This window comes from Rhodohalobacter mucosus, assembly GCF_003150675.1.
Classification (GTDB): Bacteria; Bacteroidota; Rhodothermia; order Balneolales; family Balneolaceae; genus Rhodohalobacter; species Rhodohalobacter mucosus.
In genome coordinates this window covers 50,767-67,696 of sequence record NZ_QGGB01000004.1, presented here as the reverse complement: position 1 = coordinate 67,696, position 16,930 = coordinate 50,767, and the positions used below count along the sequence as shown (strand labels likewise).

Below are 16,930 nucleotides of genomic sequence, written 5' to 3'. Positions count from 1 at the left end.
TTCGGGATCACAGCAAATTGAACATTTACTGTGGCGGATGGTTGAATGATGGAGATCTCACCCGATTTGTTAAAATAAAGACACGTTATGAATTGTACGACAGTGAGATCTCATCTCTTACGTGATCCAGAACGGTAATCAGATCCAGGCTTGTTTGCAATGGGTAATTTGAACTCTCTGTTTTCTTGTTGAGCAGGCAGTCATTTACCTCTTCGATCTCATGGAAATATCCGTTTCCCCTGTAGGGTAGTTTCAGATTCTGCTCTTCCCCGTTCAGGGTTATGGTGATGTTCTCAGAGTGGTGAAACCGGCTTTGAAGTTTTATGGATCCCCGGCTTCCGAAGAGTGTCGCTTCAGTGGGAGTTTCAGCTTCAAATGTTGATTCAAGGACCGCTTTTGCTCCATCTGCATACCCAAACAGCATGGAGCAGTAGCTGTCGACACCGGATTTAGTCATGCGTGCCATCGCCTTGATCTCATGCGGCAGCCCAAAGGCCAGAAGACTAAGATATACCGGGTAAATGCCGATATCCAGCAGTGAACCTCCTCCGAGTGATTTCTTGAACAGGCGGCTCTCAGGTCCGGCGTCGGATTTAAAACCAAAATCTGCGCGCATGAAAAGCAGTTCGCCTATGGCATCTTCGTTCAGAAGCTGAAGAAGTTTTTTTGTGGCCGGAATAAACCGGGTCCACATGCCTTCCATCAGAAACAGGTTTCGTGCCCTGGCTTCCGCAAACATGCTTTTCATCTCTGTTGCATTCATTCCCATCGGCTTTTCACACAAAACCGATTTTCCTTTTTGAAGGCACATCAGGGTCTGTTCACAGTGAAAGGGGTGGGGAGTTGCAATATAGATGACATCTATATCCGGGTCGTCGGCCAGTTCTTCGTACGATCCATAGTATGTATGAGATTGGTAGGTGCTGCTGAAATCCCTGGCTTTATCCAAATTCCGGGAAGCTACGCCCTGAAGGATGGCACGGTCGGATAGTTGAAGGTCGTCTGCAAACAGTGTTGCGATGTTGCCGGGGCCGAGTATTCCCCATTTTATAATTTTATCCATCTTTTAGGTAGTTAACGTCAGTTGCCCGAAGAGATCCCTATTGCAGAAGGGGGAAAGGCTCGCAAGAGCCCGGGGGGGATGACCCGTCACGTAAGAAATCCCTTTTGGGCTGAGCTTTGGTTTGACTCAAATAATTAAATTTTGGCATTATTTTCATTACTAACACCCCTCTGCGCCTAAAGGCGGTACTCCCCTCGGGGAACTCACGTTAATTATATAAGACCAGATTGAAACTACAAAAAACCGCTCAGACCACGTAATCGTGGATGCAACGGGTTATGTATCGGGAAACCGGGCCGTTTCATCTCTTTTCTGCCAGCATTATCCACCATCCAGACTGGTGATCAGCCCCGGTATAAAACAGATACTCCTCGCCGGTTACCGGATCGATCGTAATCTGAGGTGCAATGATTTCATCTTTTTCCAATGAAGAATCTTCCTGAACCAGAATGGGTTGCGGTGACTCATCCCAGGGGCCAAACGGGCTGGAGGATGTGGCGTAATAGATAGCTTCCCTGTCTCCGTATGTCCCGGTTCTTACTGAAACAAATTCATTCTCACTTACTTTTGTAACCTGTCCTTCCATGCCAATTCTGGTATCCACAACCTGGAAATCAGTCCACGTATACCCGTCATCATCAGAGATTGCGCCCAGAACCCAGACTTCAGTTACTTTATCCGGAGAGTCATTCCAGCCCAGAAACGTCATGTAAAGTTTGCCTTCGTATTCCACAACGCTCGGTGAAGTCATCAGATAAACCTCTTTTCCGGCAATGTTACCCCGCGGCACCACAGGGTTTTCCATTTGCATGTAAGGTCCCGTCAGATTATCCGCTTCGGCTAAATATATTTCCGCCTCATAGCTGTCTTCATCCGCATACCCGATGTAGTAAATCTGGTGTTTGCCATCGAAAGATTTTCTGTAAAATGAGGTCTCCTTGCTGATATCCTTTCCGGAAGGGCCGACCTCAAAAAGCAGTGCACCTTTCTTTTCCCATTCCGTAAGGCTGGTACCTTCAGCAAGCTTAATGGAAATAACGCCGTTTGCATCACCTGAATAAATCATTTTGAGTGAACCGTCTTCATCAAAAAAGACATGAGGATCACCGGCCCCCTCGTAGTTTTCAGCCGGTATAAGATCCCTGAGCACCGGGTTTTCTGCAGATCTTATCCATTCGGATGCAAAATCATCTGAAGAGGCGGGATTATCATCTTCGCATGAGGAAAATGTGAAAAAGAGGAAAGAAAAGAAAAACATGGCGATTGCACTCTTCATGATTACTCCTGAATTTTTTCCTCAGTGGGATTCATAGTTGACAAAAAACGTGTATGGACCCAGTCTGTAACATAATAGTCCTGTAATAAAAAGATAGCCGATTCACCCTGTTTGAAGAGGCAAATTTCATCACCCAGACCGATTCCTTCAAAACCCAAACGGGTATAAAAACCTTTTGATTCACCGAAATTTCTGGCTCCGATAAGGTGCTACACTTTTCGTCTTCAGCGGGTTTTTCATGGGGCTGATTAATTTTATCTGCAACGTTTGAAGAATATTGATGTAAATACAATGCATAAACAGTGCTTTACCCTGAAATATTGCAACCCGGCCTAATTGTATATTACCTTCTACGGATCGTAAACCAAAGTTGCGAATGCCGGACATGCACAGGAGTATGAGCCTACGCACACGGAAGCAAAAAGTTATTCCTGAGTCAAAGGAGAGGGCTTCATTGCCAGGGAAGATTGTCCAGGTCCACATTTCCTCCCGTGAGGATAATGCCCACCTTTTTGCCAGTAAGGTCTGTTTCCTGATCTCTCATAACAGCCAGCGGAACTGAACAGGAGGGCTCGATGATAATTTTCATCCGTTCCCATACGGCCCGCATGTCGCGGATGATGGATTGCTCGGATACGGTGCGAATGTCGTCCACATGGTTTTGGATTATCTCAAAGGGTAACTCACCAAGGGAGGTGCGAAGGCCGTCGGCAATCGTGTCGGTTCGAAGAACCGGTTCTATTTTTCCTGAGTGAAAAGACCGGTACGCGTCGTCGGCCAGCTCCGGTTCGGCTCCGTAAACCTTTATACCGGGTTTCAGGTGTTTGGCCGCAATTGCTGTACCGCTTATCAGGCCGCCGCCCCCGACAGGAGCCAGGATCGCATCAAGTTCGGGCACCTCCTCCAGAAGTTCCAGGGCGCAAGTGCCCTGACCCGCAATCACATCTGGATGATTATAAGGGTGGATGAAGGTGGCACCCAGTTCAGAAACCACGCGCTGTGCCGTTTCGGAACGCGCCTCAATTGTGGGTTCGCAGAAAACAACCTCAGCGCCGTAACCGCGCACCGCGTTCACCTTTACGCGCGGTGCATTTTCAGGCATCACAATAGTAGCTTTGTAGCCGTTTATGCGTGCGGCCAGTGCCACGGCCTGTGCATGATTGCCGGATGAATGTGTTACAATGCCTTTACTTCCCTGTTCATCGGGAAGTTTTGCAATTGCATTGCTTGCTCCCCGAAATTTGAAGGCGCCTACTTTCTGGAAGTTTTCGCATTTAAAAAAGAGCTCCGCACCGGTTTCGTCATTAAAGTATGAGGAGGTGAGAACCGGTGTACGGTGTATCATGGATGCTATTCGCCGTGCGGCATCCTCGATATCGGCATACTGGGGAATGGTCATCGGTACGGCCAGCTCAGTTCAGGAAGTAGCGAAACCCAAATCCGCCTGCAAAACCAAAGTTGAAGTCTGGCACAACTTCAAATGTTGGAGCAATTTCCATATAGAATTCAACCGGAAGTTCCGTGAAGTTTGCGTTCAGTCCTGCGGGCAGCCGAAGCGCAAAAAAGGAGTCGTCCAGGCCAATTTCCCTCCAGATATAGCGAACACCGCCGCCATAGTAGTAGGAGAGGTACCCAAATTCCCAGTTCAGGTCATCATAGATTTTATGATCCTGATAGTCGAGATGCAGATAGAAACTGGAGGCGTTTTCACTGAGGTTAAAACTGAAGACGGATGCAAGAGCCCCGGTTTCAGATACCCAGCCTTTCATGGTGATGCCGGCTGGGCTAGTTACCTGCGCACCGATTCCGAAGTTTCTGTCCTGTGCCATTCCCTGTTCTGCCAGAATGAGAAGCGATGTTGTGAGAAATACCGTTAGTATCAATTTTTTCATAAAGGGATCAGATTAAATACGTTTTGATAATATGAATGAGTAATTTCTGCAAATCTTACCTAATTGCTGCAGGAATGATCCCGGGTATCTACATTCCGGGTTGTTTGATTTCATAACCTGTTTCAGCCTTTACCTGTTCCACATAATCCGCCACATCCCTGAGCAGCTCTTTTGCGTCGTACACAATACCGTCTTTAATGGTGTATCGAACCCCGCCAACCCGAACCGCTTCATTGTTTTCGTTGACCCGGATGGCGCCGGTTCCGTAGAGTACCTTCAGGTTCTCCTGCGGGTTTTCATCCACTATCACCAGATCGGCCAGTTTTCCGACCTCGATGGTTCCAAGTTCGTGATCCACTCCAAGAACTTTGGCTCCGTTAAGTGACGCCGACATAAAAATTTCAAGCGGATGGAATCCGGCTTCACGGAAGAGCTCCATCTCGCGGATATAGTCGAATCCATAGAGCTTGTAGATGTAGCCTGCATCGGAACCCACCGTAACAAGACCGCCGCGGTTCTTGTACTCGTTGATGAACTGCATCCATAAATGATAATTCTGCTTCCAGGCCACCTCCTGCTCGGTTCCCCAATTGAACCAATAAGAGCCATGTGCCCGTCTGTCGGGGCTGTAGAACTCCCAGAGCGAGGGCAGGGTGTAGGTTTCGTGCCATTCCGCCCTTCGTGCCCGCATCAGATCGCGGCTGGCTTCATAAATGGTAAACGTAGGATTTATTTCAAAGTCGAGCTTGATCAGTTCGTTCATCAGTGTATTCCACCGCGCCGACCCGGGCGGCGCAGCCTGTGCCCATAGCCTGCCGGCTTCCTCAAAACGATGCTGTTCGTCACTGTAGTTGTAATCAAGAGGGTAATCCTGAATTACGCGGTCGGTAAACAGCGCTTCCGGAAGGCCGTACCAATGGGTCATGCCGCGAAGGCCAAGCTCCGCTGTTCTGGCAACATTCCCGTATACCACTCTGGTTTGAGCATGGTGTGCCATAGAGCCCAGATCCAGTTTATCTGCTTCGTCAAGGGCTGCTTCCCAGATCTCGGGCCGCGCACCGAAGAACTTAATGCCGTCGGCACCGTTTTCATGTATCATTTGCACCCACTCGCGGGCCTCGGCCGGTGAATTGATTCCGCCGGGTGCACCCTGACCAAAGGTTACGTAGGCGAATATCCGTGGTGCGGTAATTTCGTTTCGATCGCTTTTTTCCTTGTGCCTGATTGTCCAGTCCATACCGTTGCCCGATCCGGGTTCGCGGATGGAAGTGATGCCGTGTGCAAGCCAAAGTTTATAGACATATTCAGGTACGGTACCCTGTGCGGAGCCTCCGGTGTGCGCATGCATATCAATAAAGCCGGGCAGGATGTACATTCCATCCAGGTCCATCACTACATCGCCTTCCCGAGCGGCTGGACGTCTGCTGTCGCTGATAGGAACACCCGGGTAGCCTACATTTCTGATTTGTGCGATCCGATTGCCCTCAATCACTATATCCACCGGTCCCACAGCTGGAGACCCTGAACCGTCGATCATGGTTAATCCTCTTAATATCAGCCTGTCGTAAGGTCCTTCACCTTCTGTTCTGTCTGGTGCGTCCGGCATCTGAGCATACAAAGGCACGGTGAAGAGTAGTGTGATAGCCAGTACAAGTATCGATTTCATAAAAATAAACGTCTTAGTGATTGAAAATGAGTGGAAACATGCATTGCAATTGAACTGTGCAAGGATTCAGTGATTGCAAGAATAGGGTTTCCTGCTGGTTTTTTCAGAAAAAAAGAAAAGAAAAATGAGAAAATTTGTAACGATTGACCGCGCCAATTCTCTTTTAGTGTAACAGCATAGCACTAATCTCACTCTGGTTAGTCAACTAGTCACTCCTATTATGCTGAACCTAAAGCATATGACCCCGGGATTGATCGTCCCGGGGTTTATTTTTTTATGAAGGTGCTGTCCTCCCGCGCCTTATGGATTATCCAATCAGTTTCCCCAATCCCAAGCCCCTTCTGAACCTTTATTTTATTTGAAGGGTGACTTATGTGGATTCAACTCACCAAATCGTCCTGCCATTTTAGCAAAAAAATTTCAACACAATCGGAAGGGGCCTGAACGATAGTCCGTTTATTTGCGTAGATGAGAACATCCGGTCAAACAAAAAAATACCATTTATGAACAATTTAAAACGATCCCTCAACGCATACCTTAATTTTACGCTCTGCGCAGGTCTTTGTCTTATTTTAATTTCCTGCAGCGGCAATTCAACAGGCTATTCCGATACTGATCCGGGCGATACAGACTCAGTCTTTCAGGATGCTTCAATTACGTTGGATAACGTGGGATCGAACGCTTATGTGGTTACCGCTATAGAGGGAGACGGTGCCAGTGCTATGCTTAATCAGAATAATTCTCCCATTGATCTCGAAATTGGCAAGCGTTTTACATTTGTGAATAACGGCGGGGCCGCATCCCACCCGCTTGATTTCAGGAACAGTGAAGGAGAGAAGCTTCTCGGCCAGAGCGGAGCCGATGGCCGGTTCGACGATGATGCTGATGTTGATGCAGAACTGAATGGAAATAACATCACATTCACACTTACCGCGGAACTGGCAGAGGCCTTTGGTCTTTATATCTGCTCATTTCATCCGGGTATGACCGCAAGCATCCGGGCCGTTGAGTGAAATCATACTCCGGTTATGTAATTTCACTACTTTAAAAAGGCGCACATTTTATTCAACAAAAAAGTAGTTGTAGTGTCCCTGCTTGGGGCGGTTCGAAGGCTCCTGCAGGGTGGCATCCCCCCTGAAATCGATGACTTCACCCCCAAGAAAGCTTTTGGCTGCACGCCTGGCAAGCCAGTTCAGTTCGGATAGTACTGAAAATCGCTCCTCATCCTCGGTACGGTAGAGCCTGAGGCTGCCGCCATTCTCAAGTTCCAGTTCCATAATACGCGGAATGGACTTTCCGAATGCTTCACTGTCGTGAGTCTCCTGGATTGCTTCAATTCCCTGCACGCTCACCCGGCCGTTTTCACTTTTAAGCCTGTATCCAGCCGTGCTCCGGCCGCGGTTGTCTGCGGGAAGAAGAAAATAGAGCAGGTCCCAGTTCCGGCTGTCTGTATGATTCACAAACCTGTAGCCGCTGTTCATGAGGCGCGTTGTGGTCTGATTCTGGAAGGTATGATCCATGTAACCGGTACCGTCAACCTGCCTTCGGTCTCCGTCCACTGAAATGAATCCGCTAACCTCCGCATACGGTATATGCGTTACAATACCGATCTCTTCATTATGAATGTCGAACATTCCGTCTGCCCATTTGTATCCTCTGGCAATATTGGTGAATGTGAGTTCTATCTGATAGGAAATCCCGTCTTTCGGGGTGTCAATCACTATCTTGTGCTCATCAGGCAGTTTTCCCACAAAGTAGAGTTCCCTCTCCAGCCTCGGCCGGAACATATGGGTCTCCCTGTCCTGAATCAGCATGTGAAGGGGATACTCGCGGGATACGTGATATGTACTGCCGTCAGGATACAGGATGGAGAACCGAACGCCGCTAACGGGGTCTTTGAGACTCCCGAAATTGGCCACGGAAAACAGAATATGAGCTTTCATTCCGTTATCGAAATAGAACTGGTAGTTCCAGAACTCATTGAAGTGGCTCCCGCTCAGAGTCTGGGCCCATATGAGTTCATCCGGCACGGTCGTGAGACCGCCTTCCGGATTATCAATCTGTGCATACGAGGCATTCCCGCCAAGCAGTAGCAGATGTAGAAAAAATGTAAGATAAAGCCGCTTCTTCAATGATATTAAAATGTGTTCAGGCATTTTGCCACAGGTATGTTTTGGCACAATATAACGATGACAGCGCCATTAAGTTATATCCTATTTAAGCCATGGATTTGTAAGATGATTCCTGCTGTTTGTTCCGTGATAAAAATCAAATGCTTCGGTCATCATTCCATTTCGCTTTCATCAGATGAGCCCTGCAGGATCGTTATATGGCTGCATGTGCAAACCCTGAGGGTGTAAGCTCACGGGAAAGGCTTTTTACATGAATAAATTGTAAATTGTTCGCTGACAAAAAATTGGACAGTGCGGCTCCGGCAATAGAATGAACAGACGGTTTACGGAGAGCTGCATCGGTCAATACCTGAATCCGAACCGGGACGACAGACTGTGCTTTTTTCATAAATTTGTTCTCTGTACGGAATGAACGTTATTGCACCGAATGTTTTTTCCAATCCGGAATCTTAATTCCGTATTTGAGTATCACTTGAAATGAATAACGAAGTACCACAGATTGACGCCGTAATTACCTGGGTTGACGGGAGCGATGAGTCCCATCAGCGCAAGCGTAACAGGATATATCATCTTGAGACGGGAAAGGAGCAGTCTGAAATACCTACGGGCAGAGACAGCACCCGCTTTGTTGATAACGGAGAGCTAAAGTTTTGTATTCGCTCTATCAGGCAACATGCTCCGTGGATCCGCAACATCTATCTCATTACCGATGACCAGGTGCCCGACTTTCTGACCGAGGAGGTGCGAAATCGGCTTCGTATCCGAATTGTGGATCACCGGGAAATACTTGAGGGATATGAGTGGGCCATTCCTACCTTCAACAGCCGCACACTGGAAACGGCGCTTTGGAGAATAAAGGGACTGTCTGACCGGTTTATCTATTTCAATGATGATTTTGTAATCACACAACCCGTAAAGCCGGAGGATTTTTTCCGGGGTGACAAAGTTGTACTTCGGGGGAAATGGAAGAAAGTGAGGCAGTATGGTTCCTTTCGGCTAAAACTGAATGATATGCTGAGCATGGCAATGAAAAAAGTGCTTGGTATCACGCGAACCATGAATCTTCTCTTTCAAATAAAATCTGCGCAGCTTGCCGGATTTTATGAATCGTACTACATGTCACCGCATGTTCCTCATCCTGTAAGAAAGGAGACACTCGTCGAATTTTTCAATAAAAAGCCGTCGCTGTTCGAAGAAAATATCCGGTATCGGTTCAGAAGCACTGAACAGTTTTCGGGTATTTATCTTGCCAATCACCTTGAGATCAGGGATGGAAACGCGATTCTGGAAAGAAAGGATGAATCGGTGATGCTGAACGGAGAGATGGATATCTATCCCATTCTGCAGGCTAAGCTGAGCCGTATAAAAAACAGACAGGCACGGTTTGTATGTATTCAGGGCATGGAGACCTTCAGCCGGGCGCAGCGCAGAAAAATCAAGACTCTGCTAAAGGATGAATTTGACCTGAACGCACCATTTCCGAAAACCGGTCCGGCTGATGAAAAAAAGAAAGAAGCGGTGAACTCATAACTGCACGAGTCAATATGAGTATCTGCACACAAACCGAGGATCCCAAAATGCCTGCATTTACCCAGTGATTTCAAAAAAGAAAATCAGGGACACCTGGAAAGAATTTTCTGCCAGCCCGGGTGGAAAACGGGTTAAGAAATTTACCAGAAGGCTCGTAATTGCATTTATAGTCGGCATTATCATCTATCAGATTGCCGATATCGGCTGGAGGGAGGTTCTGAGCTCGCTCCCGGGAGAGCCACTATTTTACCTGATCTTCTTCATCCTCTATTTTTCGCTCCCTTTCACCGAAATTTTTATCTACCGGCAGATCTGGCCTGTAAAAAGATGGAAGCTGTTTCGTTTGTTCATGACGAAACGGGTGTACAATGAGGAGGTAGTAGGCTACTCCGGAGAGTTTTTTCTTTTTATGCAGGCGCGGAAATTTCTGGATGATGGCGACAGACAGATTCTGAAGAATATTCGCGATAACAACATCCTTTCCGCCATTAACTCGAATCTGGTTGCTTTTACCCTGGTGGGAGTGCTGATCTTTACCGGGTTTATCGATATAGAAGAGCTTGTTGGCGATATCGACTGGATTTACATTGCTGCAGCGGTCTTTATTCTAGCGCTTATCGTTGCGGTTATCGTGCAGTTCAGAAAGTATATTTTTGACCTGCCCCTGAAAAAAGCCCTGGTAATATTTGGAATCTATATGACGCGATTCCTGATTCATCACGGACTGATTGTTGTGCAGTGGGCCGTTGTTATTCCAGATACCCCAATCTCCGTATGGCTGCTCTTTCTGACCGTGGTGATTGTAGTTAACCGCATTCCCCTGCTGCCAAGCCGTGATTTGGTATTTATGTGGGTCGGCATAGAGCTCTCAAAAATGCTGAACATGGCAACGGCATCCGTTGCGGGGATGCTTCTAGTTTCGAGTGCTCTGAGGAAAGTTATGAATCTCATTCTGTTTCTGTACCTCTCAACTGTGTCGAAATCGGAAAGCCTGGCCGAGTTGAAAGAGCAGGAGCTGAATGACAGCGTGGAAACGGAACAGAAAGAGCAGCGTTAAAAATACACTCTGTAAAGTAAGCTAACGTTTCTGCCCGGTGCCGGGAACACCTCTTTTATTCTGGACAAGTGATTACGGTACGTAGTGTTTAGCAGATTTGAGCCTCTAAGGGAGATAGTGTGCAGTAAGCCGGAGGTTGAAAAGCGGTACTGTACGGATGCATTCAGGAGATTGAATCCGTCGGTCGGTGTTTCAAATTCGCCAACCCGTGTTTGTCTGCCCGTTGATGAAAACCGGGTGGAAACGGTAAAATTATCAATTTCCTGCCTCACGAACAGCGACCCCTGGATGGGCGGTATCATGGGCAGAGGCCTTGTTGAACCTGTAAAGCCTGTTACATTCTGCTCCTCTTCACTCACGTTTCGTTCTGCAAAGGTATAGGAGAGCATTCCCCCGGCTGTAAGGCCTGGGGTTATACGCACCTCTCCGGAAAATTCAACACCCAAAAATCGTGCTTCTTCACCCACAAACTGATAGTTGTTCAGGGAAGGGTCGGAGATACTCTGTTCTCCGGTATCGCGTGCATAGAGATAATTGGAAAATAGGTTGCTGTAGCCCGTAAGCTGTGCCTGAAATCTGTTTGAGTTATGCCGCAAAAAGAGCTCAAGCCCAAGGCCTCTTTCAGCATCCAGCTGCGGATTGCCTATTTCAAAACTGTATGCAGCCAGATGAGGCCCCTCGGAATAGAGCTCTTCCAGCGATGGTGGGCGGAACGAGTGAATGGCGGTAGTTCCCAGGAAAACGGTATTCGTAAGTCCGTAAATCAGTGAAGCAGATGTGGCAAGTGCGGCAAATTCGCGCTGCTCGATCAGCCCGATCCTGGGCGATACTCTCTGCTCATCAGGTTTTGATAGCACATATTCGAAACGGGTTCCCACTTCATAGTGAAGGTTTCCCGAATTGCCTTCCTGAATCATATAGGCTGCCCCCGAATACTGGTTTGATTCAGGTGTGCGAGCACCAATTACGGCATAGTCGAGGAGCTCACCCCAGAGCCCGAATGAACCGTTGTCAAAAATCCACCAGCTGCGATTATGCCCTTTCAGCGATACATTCGTGCTAAGGTTGCCAAACCGGGTTCCCAGTGTTCCGTTCGACTCTATTTCGGAATGATCATAATTGACAAAAGAGTATCGCGCTTCTAGAAGGCTGATGAAAGAATTTCTGAAAATACGTTCAGCTCTCACATCAAACTGCAGCTTATCCATCTCAATATCCACACCGTTCGGATGCCCGCCGTTTGGATCGGGTGGGATTCCATATCGGGAAACGTAATAGGAGGCTGAAGCCCCAACATATCCGCTGTTTCCAACCCGGCTGATTCCGATCGTATTCTGTGAATTTTTCAGATATGAATTGGTAATGGTTTCTCCGGGAGCAGAGTAGTCGGTACCGTTTTTACCGTTCAGGTCCAGGTTAACTACCCAGTCGCGGTAAGGTATGGAAGCGTCAACCGAGGCGGCTGCCTCACTGTTTACGGTTTGCCCGAGAAGCGAAAGGGTACCGCTAAAATCACTTGGTACAGATGTGGATATCTGATTTTTAACAACATTGATAACTCCCCCGATTGCATTGGCACCGTAGGCCAGGGCAGCCGGACCGCGCGCAATCTCAATCTCTTCGGCACCCATCGGATCCACGCTAACGGCGTGATCGGCTGATTGCGATGAAACATCACCTGTGCGTTCACCGTCCTGAAGAATAAGCACACGCTCGTCGCCCAAACCGCGGATCACGGGTCTGCCGGGAGCCGGCCCCAGGCTGCGTTCATTGAAACCCGGCTCGTTTTTCATGGTTTCTGCAAGTGTGCTGCCCAGATTTCTTCGCAGGTTTTCACCGATAATTTTGGATGATGCATGCTGTAATCTTGATCCGGCTACCTCTTCGGCCTGACCCGTTACGGTAATTTCCTCACTCACCACACTTTCAGGCGTAAGCAGAAAAAGATCCGGTTCGGTCATGCCGGTTTCATCTTCAACGCGAATCTGCGATGTGTAGGTTTTGTAACCAATTCTGTGAATTGAAAGGGTATAGGTGCCCGGAGGCACGTTCTGAAAAAAGAAAAGCCCTTCTTTGTCGGCAGTTGCTGTACGGTTGATCTCTGCCAGGTGTACATAGGCGAAAGGAACAGGTTCACGCGTCTGTGCGTCATGCACTAAACCCCTGAATTGTGCCTGCAAAATGGCAGGAAAGAAAAAGAGTGATATCAGCAGCAGTCTGTATAAGTAGATCATGTAAAATGCCGGCTCAGGGAAACTAAAAAGGGGAACAGCTTGCCTGACTGTTCCCCGGGTTAAATTAATTTACATTTACGGCAATGTCAGGTGATTCATATACCACGGTTTCGTGATCGTGGTCGTGATCATCACCTCCATCTTCACTATGGCCCTTGATCAGCTCAAAGTGAACTTCTGCCTGACCGGCAGTTACACCGTCAACCATTATGGAAAACGGATTGTTTGTGTCAGCGGTGATCGTTGCAAACTCCGTACCGGTTGTATGCCATTCAAGCTCATACTCAGAACTGGTGTCGAGCTCGCCTCCCTGGTCATCGAAGAAAACGAGTGTAAATGGACCGGCCTGACTGCCTGAAGCCACATCAATGGATCCGGTTACATTACCTTCGGAATCGACGGTTACAACGGCAGAACCGGTATCATCCCTTAGCTCCATACCGGATACGGCTTCTTCTACGTGTACTTCGAAGGGAAGGCTGGTAAAGTCGGAATGATCGTTGTGAAAAAGTTCAAAACGAATCTCGGTTTCACCCGTTCCGGTTCCTACAAGGTGGAAACTCCAGGCACCGTCCTCTTCGTGTTGTTCCACTTCGGTAACGGCTTCATTGTCAATTACCCACTGCAGGCCGTAACCTTCAGCTTCATCGGGAACAAAACGGTCACCATCTTCAGCGATCCATCGAACAGTAATGAGGTTTGTTTCCTCACCTACTTTCAGTTCAAGGTGATCACCTTCCGCATAGCTCACCACTCCGTTCTCCTGTTTGGCAATTTCAACTCCGTTCAGAATCAGAGCCACGCCAAATGGATCGGAGTGTTCTTCTTCTTCGACGGATGCACTGTTTTCGCACGAGGCAAACAGCAAGGAAAGGCTTAATAGTACTGTGAAAAGAATAAGTGATTGTAAACGATAAAATTTCATAATTCTCAGAATTATAGTGTTGAACAGAAAAATGTTGGGACAAAAGCCGTTTCTGCATCCAGAACGGTTTTTGATCTGTTTTCAGTAGATTTGAGTTAATTTGATGGGTAAGGAGAGTAAATCAGCTCAAAAAAGGGGGAGCACGATAATTCTGCAGAAGGACCAGAGGGGGCGCAAAGATTGCCGGCTGTAAGTCCGGAACAAATTCTCCGGGTTCAAATACAGTTTCCGACTCCAGGTCATGATCCTTGGAATAAGTGAACTGGGAAGCGCAAAGACTACAGAAATTGTGGTCTTGTACGTAGTGTGGGGGTTCAGAATCTGCCGCGTGCCCTTCATCCACATGAAGGTGAAAAGACGCACTGAGCACGCCTGTTATGAATAACAGAACAAAAAAAGTCGATATGTTCTTTATTTTGAATGCCATGGCAGAGTCTGCTGTAAAAAAGTATGTACGAATATACACACTAACGACCTATCACATCAACAAAGATTAACGTTAAATATTGTTTCAGCATTTCGATGAATTTTGTTCTTATCCCACCAAGAGCTTAAATCACAGTTTTGTGACAAACATTACAGAATATCTTTTGTAACATACCGGCCGCAAAACGATACTGATTGATTAACAAGGAAAAAATGGAATGGGTTGAAGCGTTTAGTAAATGGTTTTTGAGTTTGGGCGATCAGTATGGCGTGAACCCATTTATCTTTGGCGCAATCTATATTGGTGCAATTCCCTTTTTTACCATCTCGGTAGCCTGGATTGTTCGGAACGTCAAAAAGAAAAAGCCGATAGCTCTGCCTGTATTAAGTGCATCCGGATGTTTTGTTTCAGCGTATGTATACCTGATGATTGCCGGTGAGAATGTTCCATGGTGGGTATACGCTGTGGTAATCGGAATGCTGCTTTACGGGGCATGGAGCACCTACAGTAAAATTCAAAAACGGATTACGGAAACAGAAGAAGAGACAGTACAATGAAATACGACTATGATGCGATGGTGATTGGAGGCGGGGCGGCAGGACTGACCACAGCCGGAATTGCGGCAAATTTTGGTGCCAAAACCGTAATGATTGAGAGAGAAAGGCTTGGGGGAGACTGTACCTGGACCGGTTGCGTTCCCAGTAAAACATTAATCAAGGCGGCTTCAGTGATTCATCATATGCGCGAGGGTGAAAAATACGGACTCCGCATGGATGCCGCGAAGACAGATACGGCCGGCGTTATGAAACATGTTGACAACGTACGGAGGGAGATCTATGAGGATGCCGATCGCCCGGAGATATTTGAAGAGATGGGTATTGAGGTAGTTTTTGGGAGTGCCGCTTTTACAGACGATCATACGGTCCAAATTACCGACGAAAATGGGGTGATCACTACCCTTAGCGCCAGGTATATTTTTATTTGCACCGGTGCCAGGGCATTTGTGCCACCCATTCCCGGTCTGGATGGTGTTAAGTACCTGACAAACGAATCCCTTTTTGAGATCGATAACCTGCCCGGGAAATTGATTGTTGTGGGCGGGGGACCTATCGGTTCAGAAATGTCGCAGAGCTTTCAGAGATTGGGTACGGAGGTTCATCTGGTGGATATGGCTCCCGGAATTCTGATAAACGATGACCGGGAGATGAGTGATATTCTGAAAATGAAGATGGAACAGGAGGGAGTTACTTTTCATCTGAATGCTGCAGTGAAGCGCGTAGAGCAGATGGGGGATTCCATCTCGGTGTATTTTGAAGCAGATGGAAAGGCAGAGTCCATATCAGCAGAAAGTGTGCTTCTCGCAACCGGCCGCAAAGCCAATATTGACGCATTGAACCTGGACGCGGCCGGAGTTACATACGACAGCTCGGGAATCACGGTGAATGATGCATGCCGCACCAATAAATCCCACATTTATGCGGTTGGCGATGTTACCGGCAGATATCAGTTTACCCATATGTGTGAGCACATGGCAAAAGTAGCTGCTTCTAATGCGCTGATTAAGGTTCCGATGAAGATTGACAAAAAGCATGTTCCATGGGTAACCTACACGGATCCTGAAATAGGCCAGATTGGGGCAACGGAAAAAGAGCTGAAGGATAAGGGGGTGACCTATGAAACCTATCGTTTCCCCTTCAGCAAGATCGACCGTGCGGTTACAGACGGCGTTCCGGAAGGGCTGATCAAAGTACATGCCAAAAAATGGAGCGGCAGGATTCTGGGTGCATCGGTCGCAGGAGCGCATGCGGGTGAGATGATCTCACAGTATGCGCTGGCCATGCGCAACGGTGTGTCGCTTCGAGAATTTGCAGATACGATCCATCCCTATCCCAGCTATGGTCTTGGGGCACGACGCGCAGCCGATCAGTGGTATATCAAAAACCAGTCGGAAAGCCTCGTAAAATGGATCAAGAGAATCTTCAGGTACAGGGGAGAGATTCCCGACTACAGCAACCCGGACAGGATTGTATAATATCCTTCATATTATAACCTCACGTGATCCGGTGAATACCTGACACTGATTCACAACCTTCACCTTTATAGTATCGGATAACCCCACGTACTCATCCGATCACGTGAACTGGTGAGATGAGCGCCCATGGAAACAAAACGCCGTAATTATCGTTAATACGGGTAGTTTCCGGTGCTGCAATTTTTACATACATTGTATTCGGAATAGTCAACATGAATGTCCGGATTGCCCGGAAACAATAACCCTGCCTCATGTACACAGGATTTCAACATCTGCACTCCTATCTCGCATATCTGCTTCTCGGCGTACTTCTGTTTTCAATACTCTATTCAATTTTCAAGTTTGTAACCAAGCAGTCATTTACGGAAGGTGTCAGAAAGGTGGCACTTGGGGGTTTTATAGCCTCACACCTGCAGCTGCTGATCGGACTGGTACTTTTTGTGCTTTCACCACTGGGCCTGAGCGCATATTCGGGTGACGTGATGTCGGACTCTGTTGCCAGACTCTACGCGCTTGAACATCCGCTTACCATGATCATCGCCATCGTGCTGATCTCTGTGGGCTACATCAAGGCCAAAAAACCGGGCGATGATGCACGGCGCTTTAAAACGGTGATTCTCTACTACACACTTGGGCTTATTCTGATACTAATTCGCATTCCATGGCAGGCCTGGCCGTGATCGGCTGGCCGAATCT

Annotated in this window: 15 protein-coding genes; 6 read left to right on the top strand and 9 right to left on the bottom strand. The window is 47.7% G+C overall.

Features of this window, described 5'->3' with window-relative positions; genetic code table 11:
- Positions 1–85 precede the first annotated feature (85 nt).
- The 5 genes from DDZ15_RS05355 to DDZ15_RS05335 form a co-directional block, all read right to left on the bottom strand.
- On the bottom strand, positions 86–1,063 hold the full coding sequence (locus DDZ15_RS05355; RefSeq protein ID WP_109645884.1) for a Gfo/Idh/MocA family protein: 978 nt from the start codon (positions 1,061–1,063) through the stop codon (positions 86–88).
- Positions 1,064–1,364: 301 nt separating this feature from the next.
- Positions 1,365–2,339 (bottom strand): glycoside hydrolase family protein, encoded by a 975-nt coding sequence (locus tag DDZ15_RS05350; protein ID WP_109645882.1) that lies wholly within the window; start codon positions 2,337–2,339, stop codon positions 1,365–1,367.
- Between the two features lie 451 nt (positions 2,340–2,790).
- Positions 2,791–3,738 carry a threonine ammonia-lyase gene (locus DDZ15_RS05345; protein ID WP_109645880.1) on the bottom strand — a complete coding sequence of 316 codons (948 nt, stop codon included), beginning with the start codon at positions 3,736–3,738 and terminating at the stop codon, positions 2,791–2,793.
- A 13-nt stretch (positions 3,739–3,751) separates the two neighbouring features.
- Positions 3,752–4,231, bottom strand: coding sequence for a hypothetical protein (locus tag DDZ15_RS05340; protein WP_109645878.1), 480 nt, complete (start codon positions 4,229–4,231; stop codon positions 3,752–3,754).
- An 88-nt stretch (positions 4,232–4,319) separates the two neighbouring features.
- Positions 4,320–5,897, bottom strand: a complete 1,578-nt coding sequence (locus tag DDZ15_RS05335) for an amidohydrolase family protein (protein WP_109645876.1) — start codon at positions 5,895–5,897, stop codon at positions 4,320–4,322.
- 503 nt (positions 5,898–6,400) lie between these two features.
- Between DDZ15_RS05335 and DDZ15_RS05330 the strand changes: the two genes are divergently transcribed.
- Positions 6,401–6,910, top strand: coding sequence for a hypothetical protein (locus tag DDZ15_RS05330; protein ID WP_109645874.1), 510 nt, complete (start codon positions 6,401–6,403; stop codon positions 6,908–6,910).
- 48 nt (positions 6,911–6,958) lie between these two features.
- Here the strand turns inward: DDZ15_RS05330 and DDZ15_RS05325 are convergent, their stop codons facing one another.
- Positions 6,959–8,053, bottom strand: coding sequence for a hypothetical protein (locus tag DDZ15_RS05325; protein WP_109645872.1), 1,095 nt, complete (start codon positions 8,051–8,053; stop codon positions 6,959–6,961).
- A 169-nt stretch (positions 8,054–8,222) separates the two neighbouring features.
- On the bottom strand, positions 8,223–8,417 hold the full coding sequence (locus tag DDZ15_RS05320) for a hypothetical protein (protein WP_109645870.1): 195 nt from the start codon (positions 8,415–8,417) through the stop codon (positions 8,223–8,225).
- An 89-nt stretch (positions 8,418–8,506) separates the two neighbouring features.
- Here DDZ15_RS05320 and DDZ15_RS05315 point away from each other — a divergent pair, with 89 nt between their 5' ends.
- Complete coding sequence (locus DDZ15_RS05315) at positions 8,507–9,559, top strand: stealth family protein (RefSeq protein WP_109645868.1); 1,053 nt, start codon at positions 8,507–8,509, stop codon at positions 9,557–9,559.
- Positions 9,560–9,623: 64 nt separating this feature from the next.
- Positions 9,624–10,616 (top strand): hypothetical protein, encoded by a 993-nt coding sequence (locus DDZ15_RS05310; protein ID WP_109645866.1) that lies wholly within the window; start codon positions 9,624–9,626, stop codon positions 10,614–10,616.
- Here the strand turns inward: DDZ15_RS05310 and DDZ15_RS05305 are convergent.
- A complete protein-coding gene (locus DDZ15_RS05305; protein ID WP_109645864.1) occupies positions 10,613–12,850 on the bottom strand; it encodes a TonB-dependent receptor in 2,238 nt (745 codons plus the stop codon). The two genes, DDZ15_RS05310 and DDZ15_RS05305, sit on opposite strands and share 4 nt — an antisense overlap.
- A 64-nt stretch (positions 12,851–12,914) precedes the next feature.
- Positions 12,915–13,775 carry a hypothetical protein gene (locus DDZ15_RS05300; protein ID WP_146198520.1) on the bottom strand — a complete coding sequence of 287 codons (861 nt, stop codon included), beginning with the start codon at positions 13,773–13,775 and terminating at the stop codon, positions 12,915–12,917.
- A 621-nt stretch (positions 13,776–14,396) separates the two neighbouring features.
- Between DDZ15_RS05300 and DDZ15_RS05290 the strand changes: the two genes are divergently transcribed.
- The 3 genes from DDZ15_RS05290 to DDZ15_RS05280 all read left to right on the top strand — a co-directional run bounded on the left by DDZ15_RS05290 (position 14,397) and on the right by DDZ15_RS05280 (position 16,914).
- On the top strand, positions 14,397–14,759 hold the full coding sequence (locus tag DDZ15_RS05290) for a hypothetical protein (RefSeq protein WP_242978899.1): 363 nt from the start codon (positions 14,397–14,399) through the stop codon (positions 14,757–14,759).
- Positions 14,756–16,234, top strand: coding sequence for a dihydrolipoyl dehydrogenase family protein (locus tag DDZ15_RS05285; protein ID WP_109645856.1), 1,479 nt, complete (start codon positions 14,756–14,758; stop codon positions 16,232–16,234). The genes DDZ15_RS05290 and DDZ15_RS05285 overlap by 4 nt, the downstream gene beginning before the upstream one ends.
- Positions 16,235–16,485: 251 nt before the next feature.
- Positions 16,486–16,914 carry a hypothetical protein gene (locus tag DDZ15_RS05280; RefSeq protein ID WP_109645854.1) on the top strand — a complete coding sequence of 143 codons (429 nt, stop codon included), beginning with the start codon at positions 16,486–16,488 and terminating at the stop codon, positions 16,912–16,914.
- The last annotated feature ends 16 nt before the right edge of the window (positions 16,915–16,930 follow it).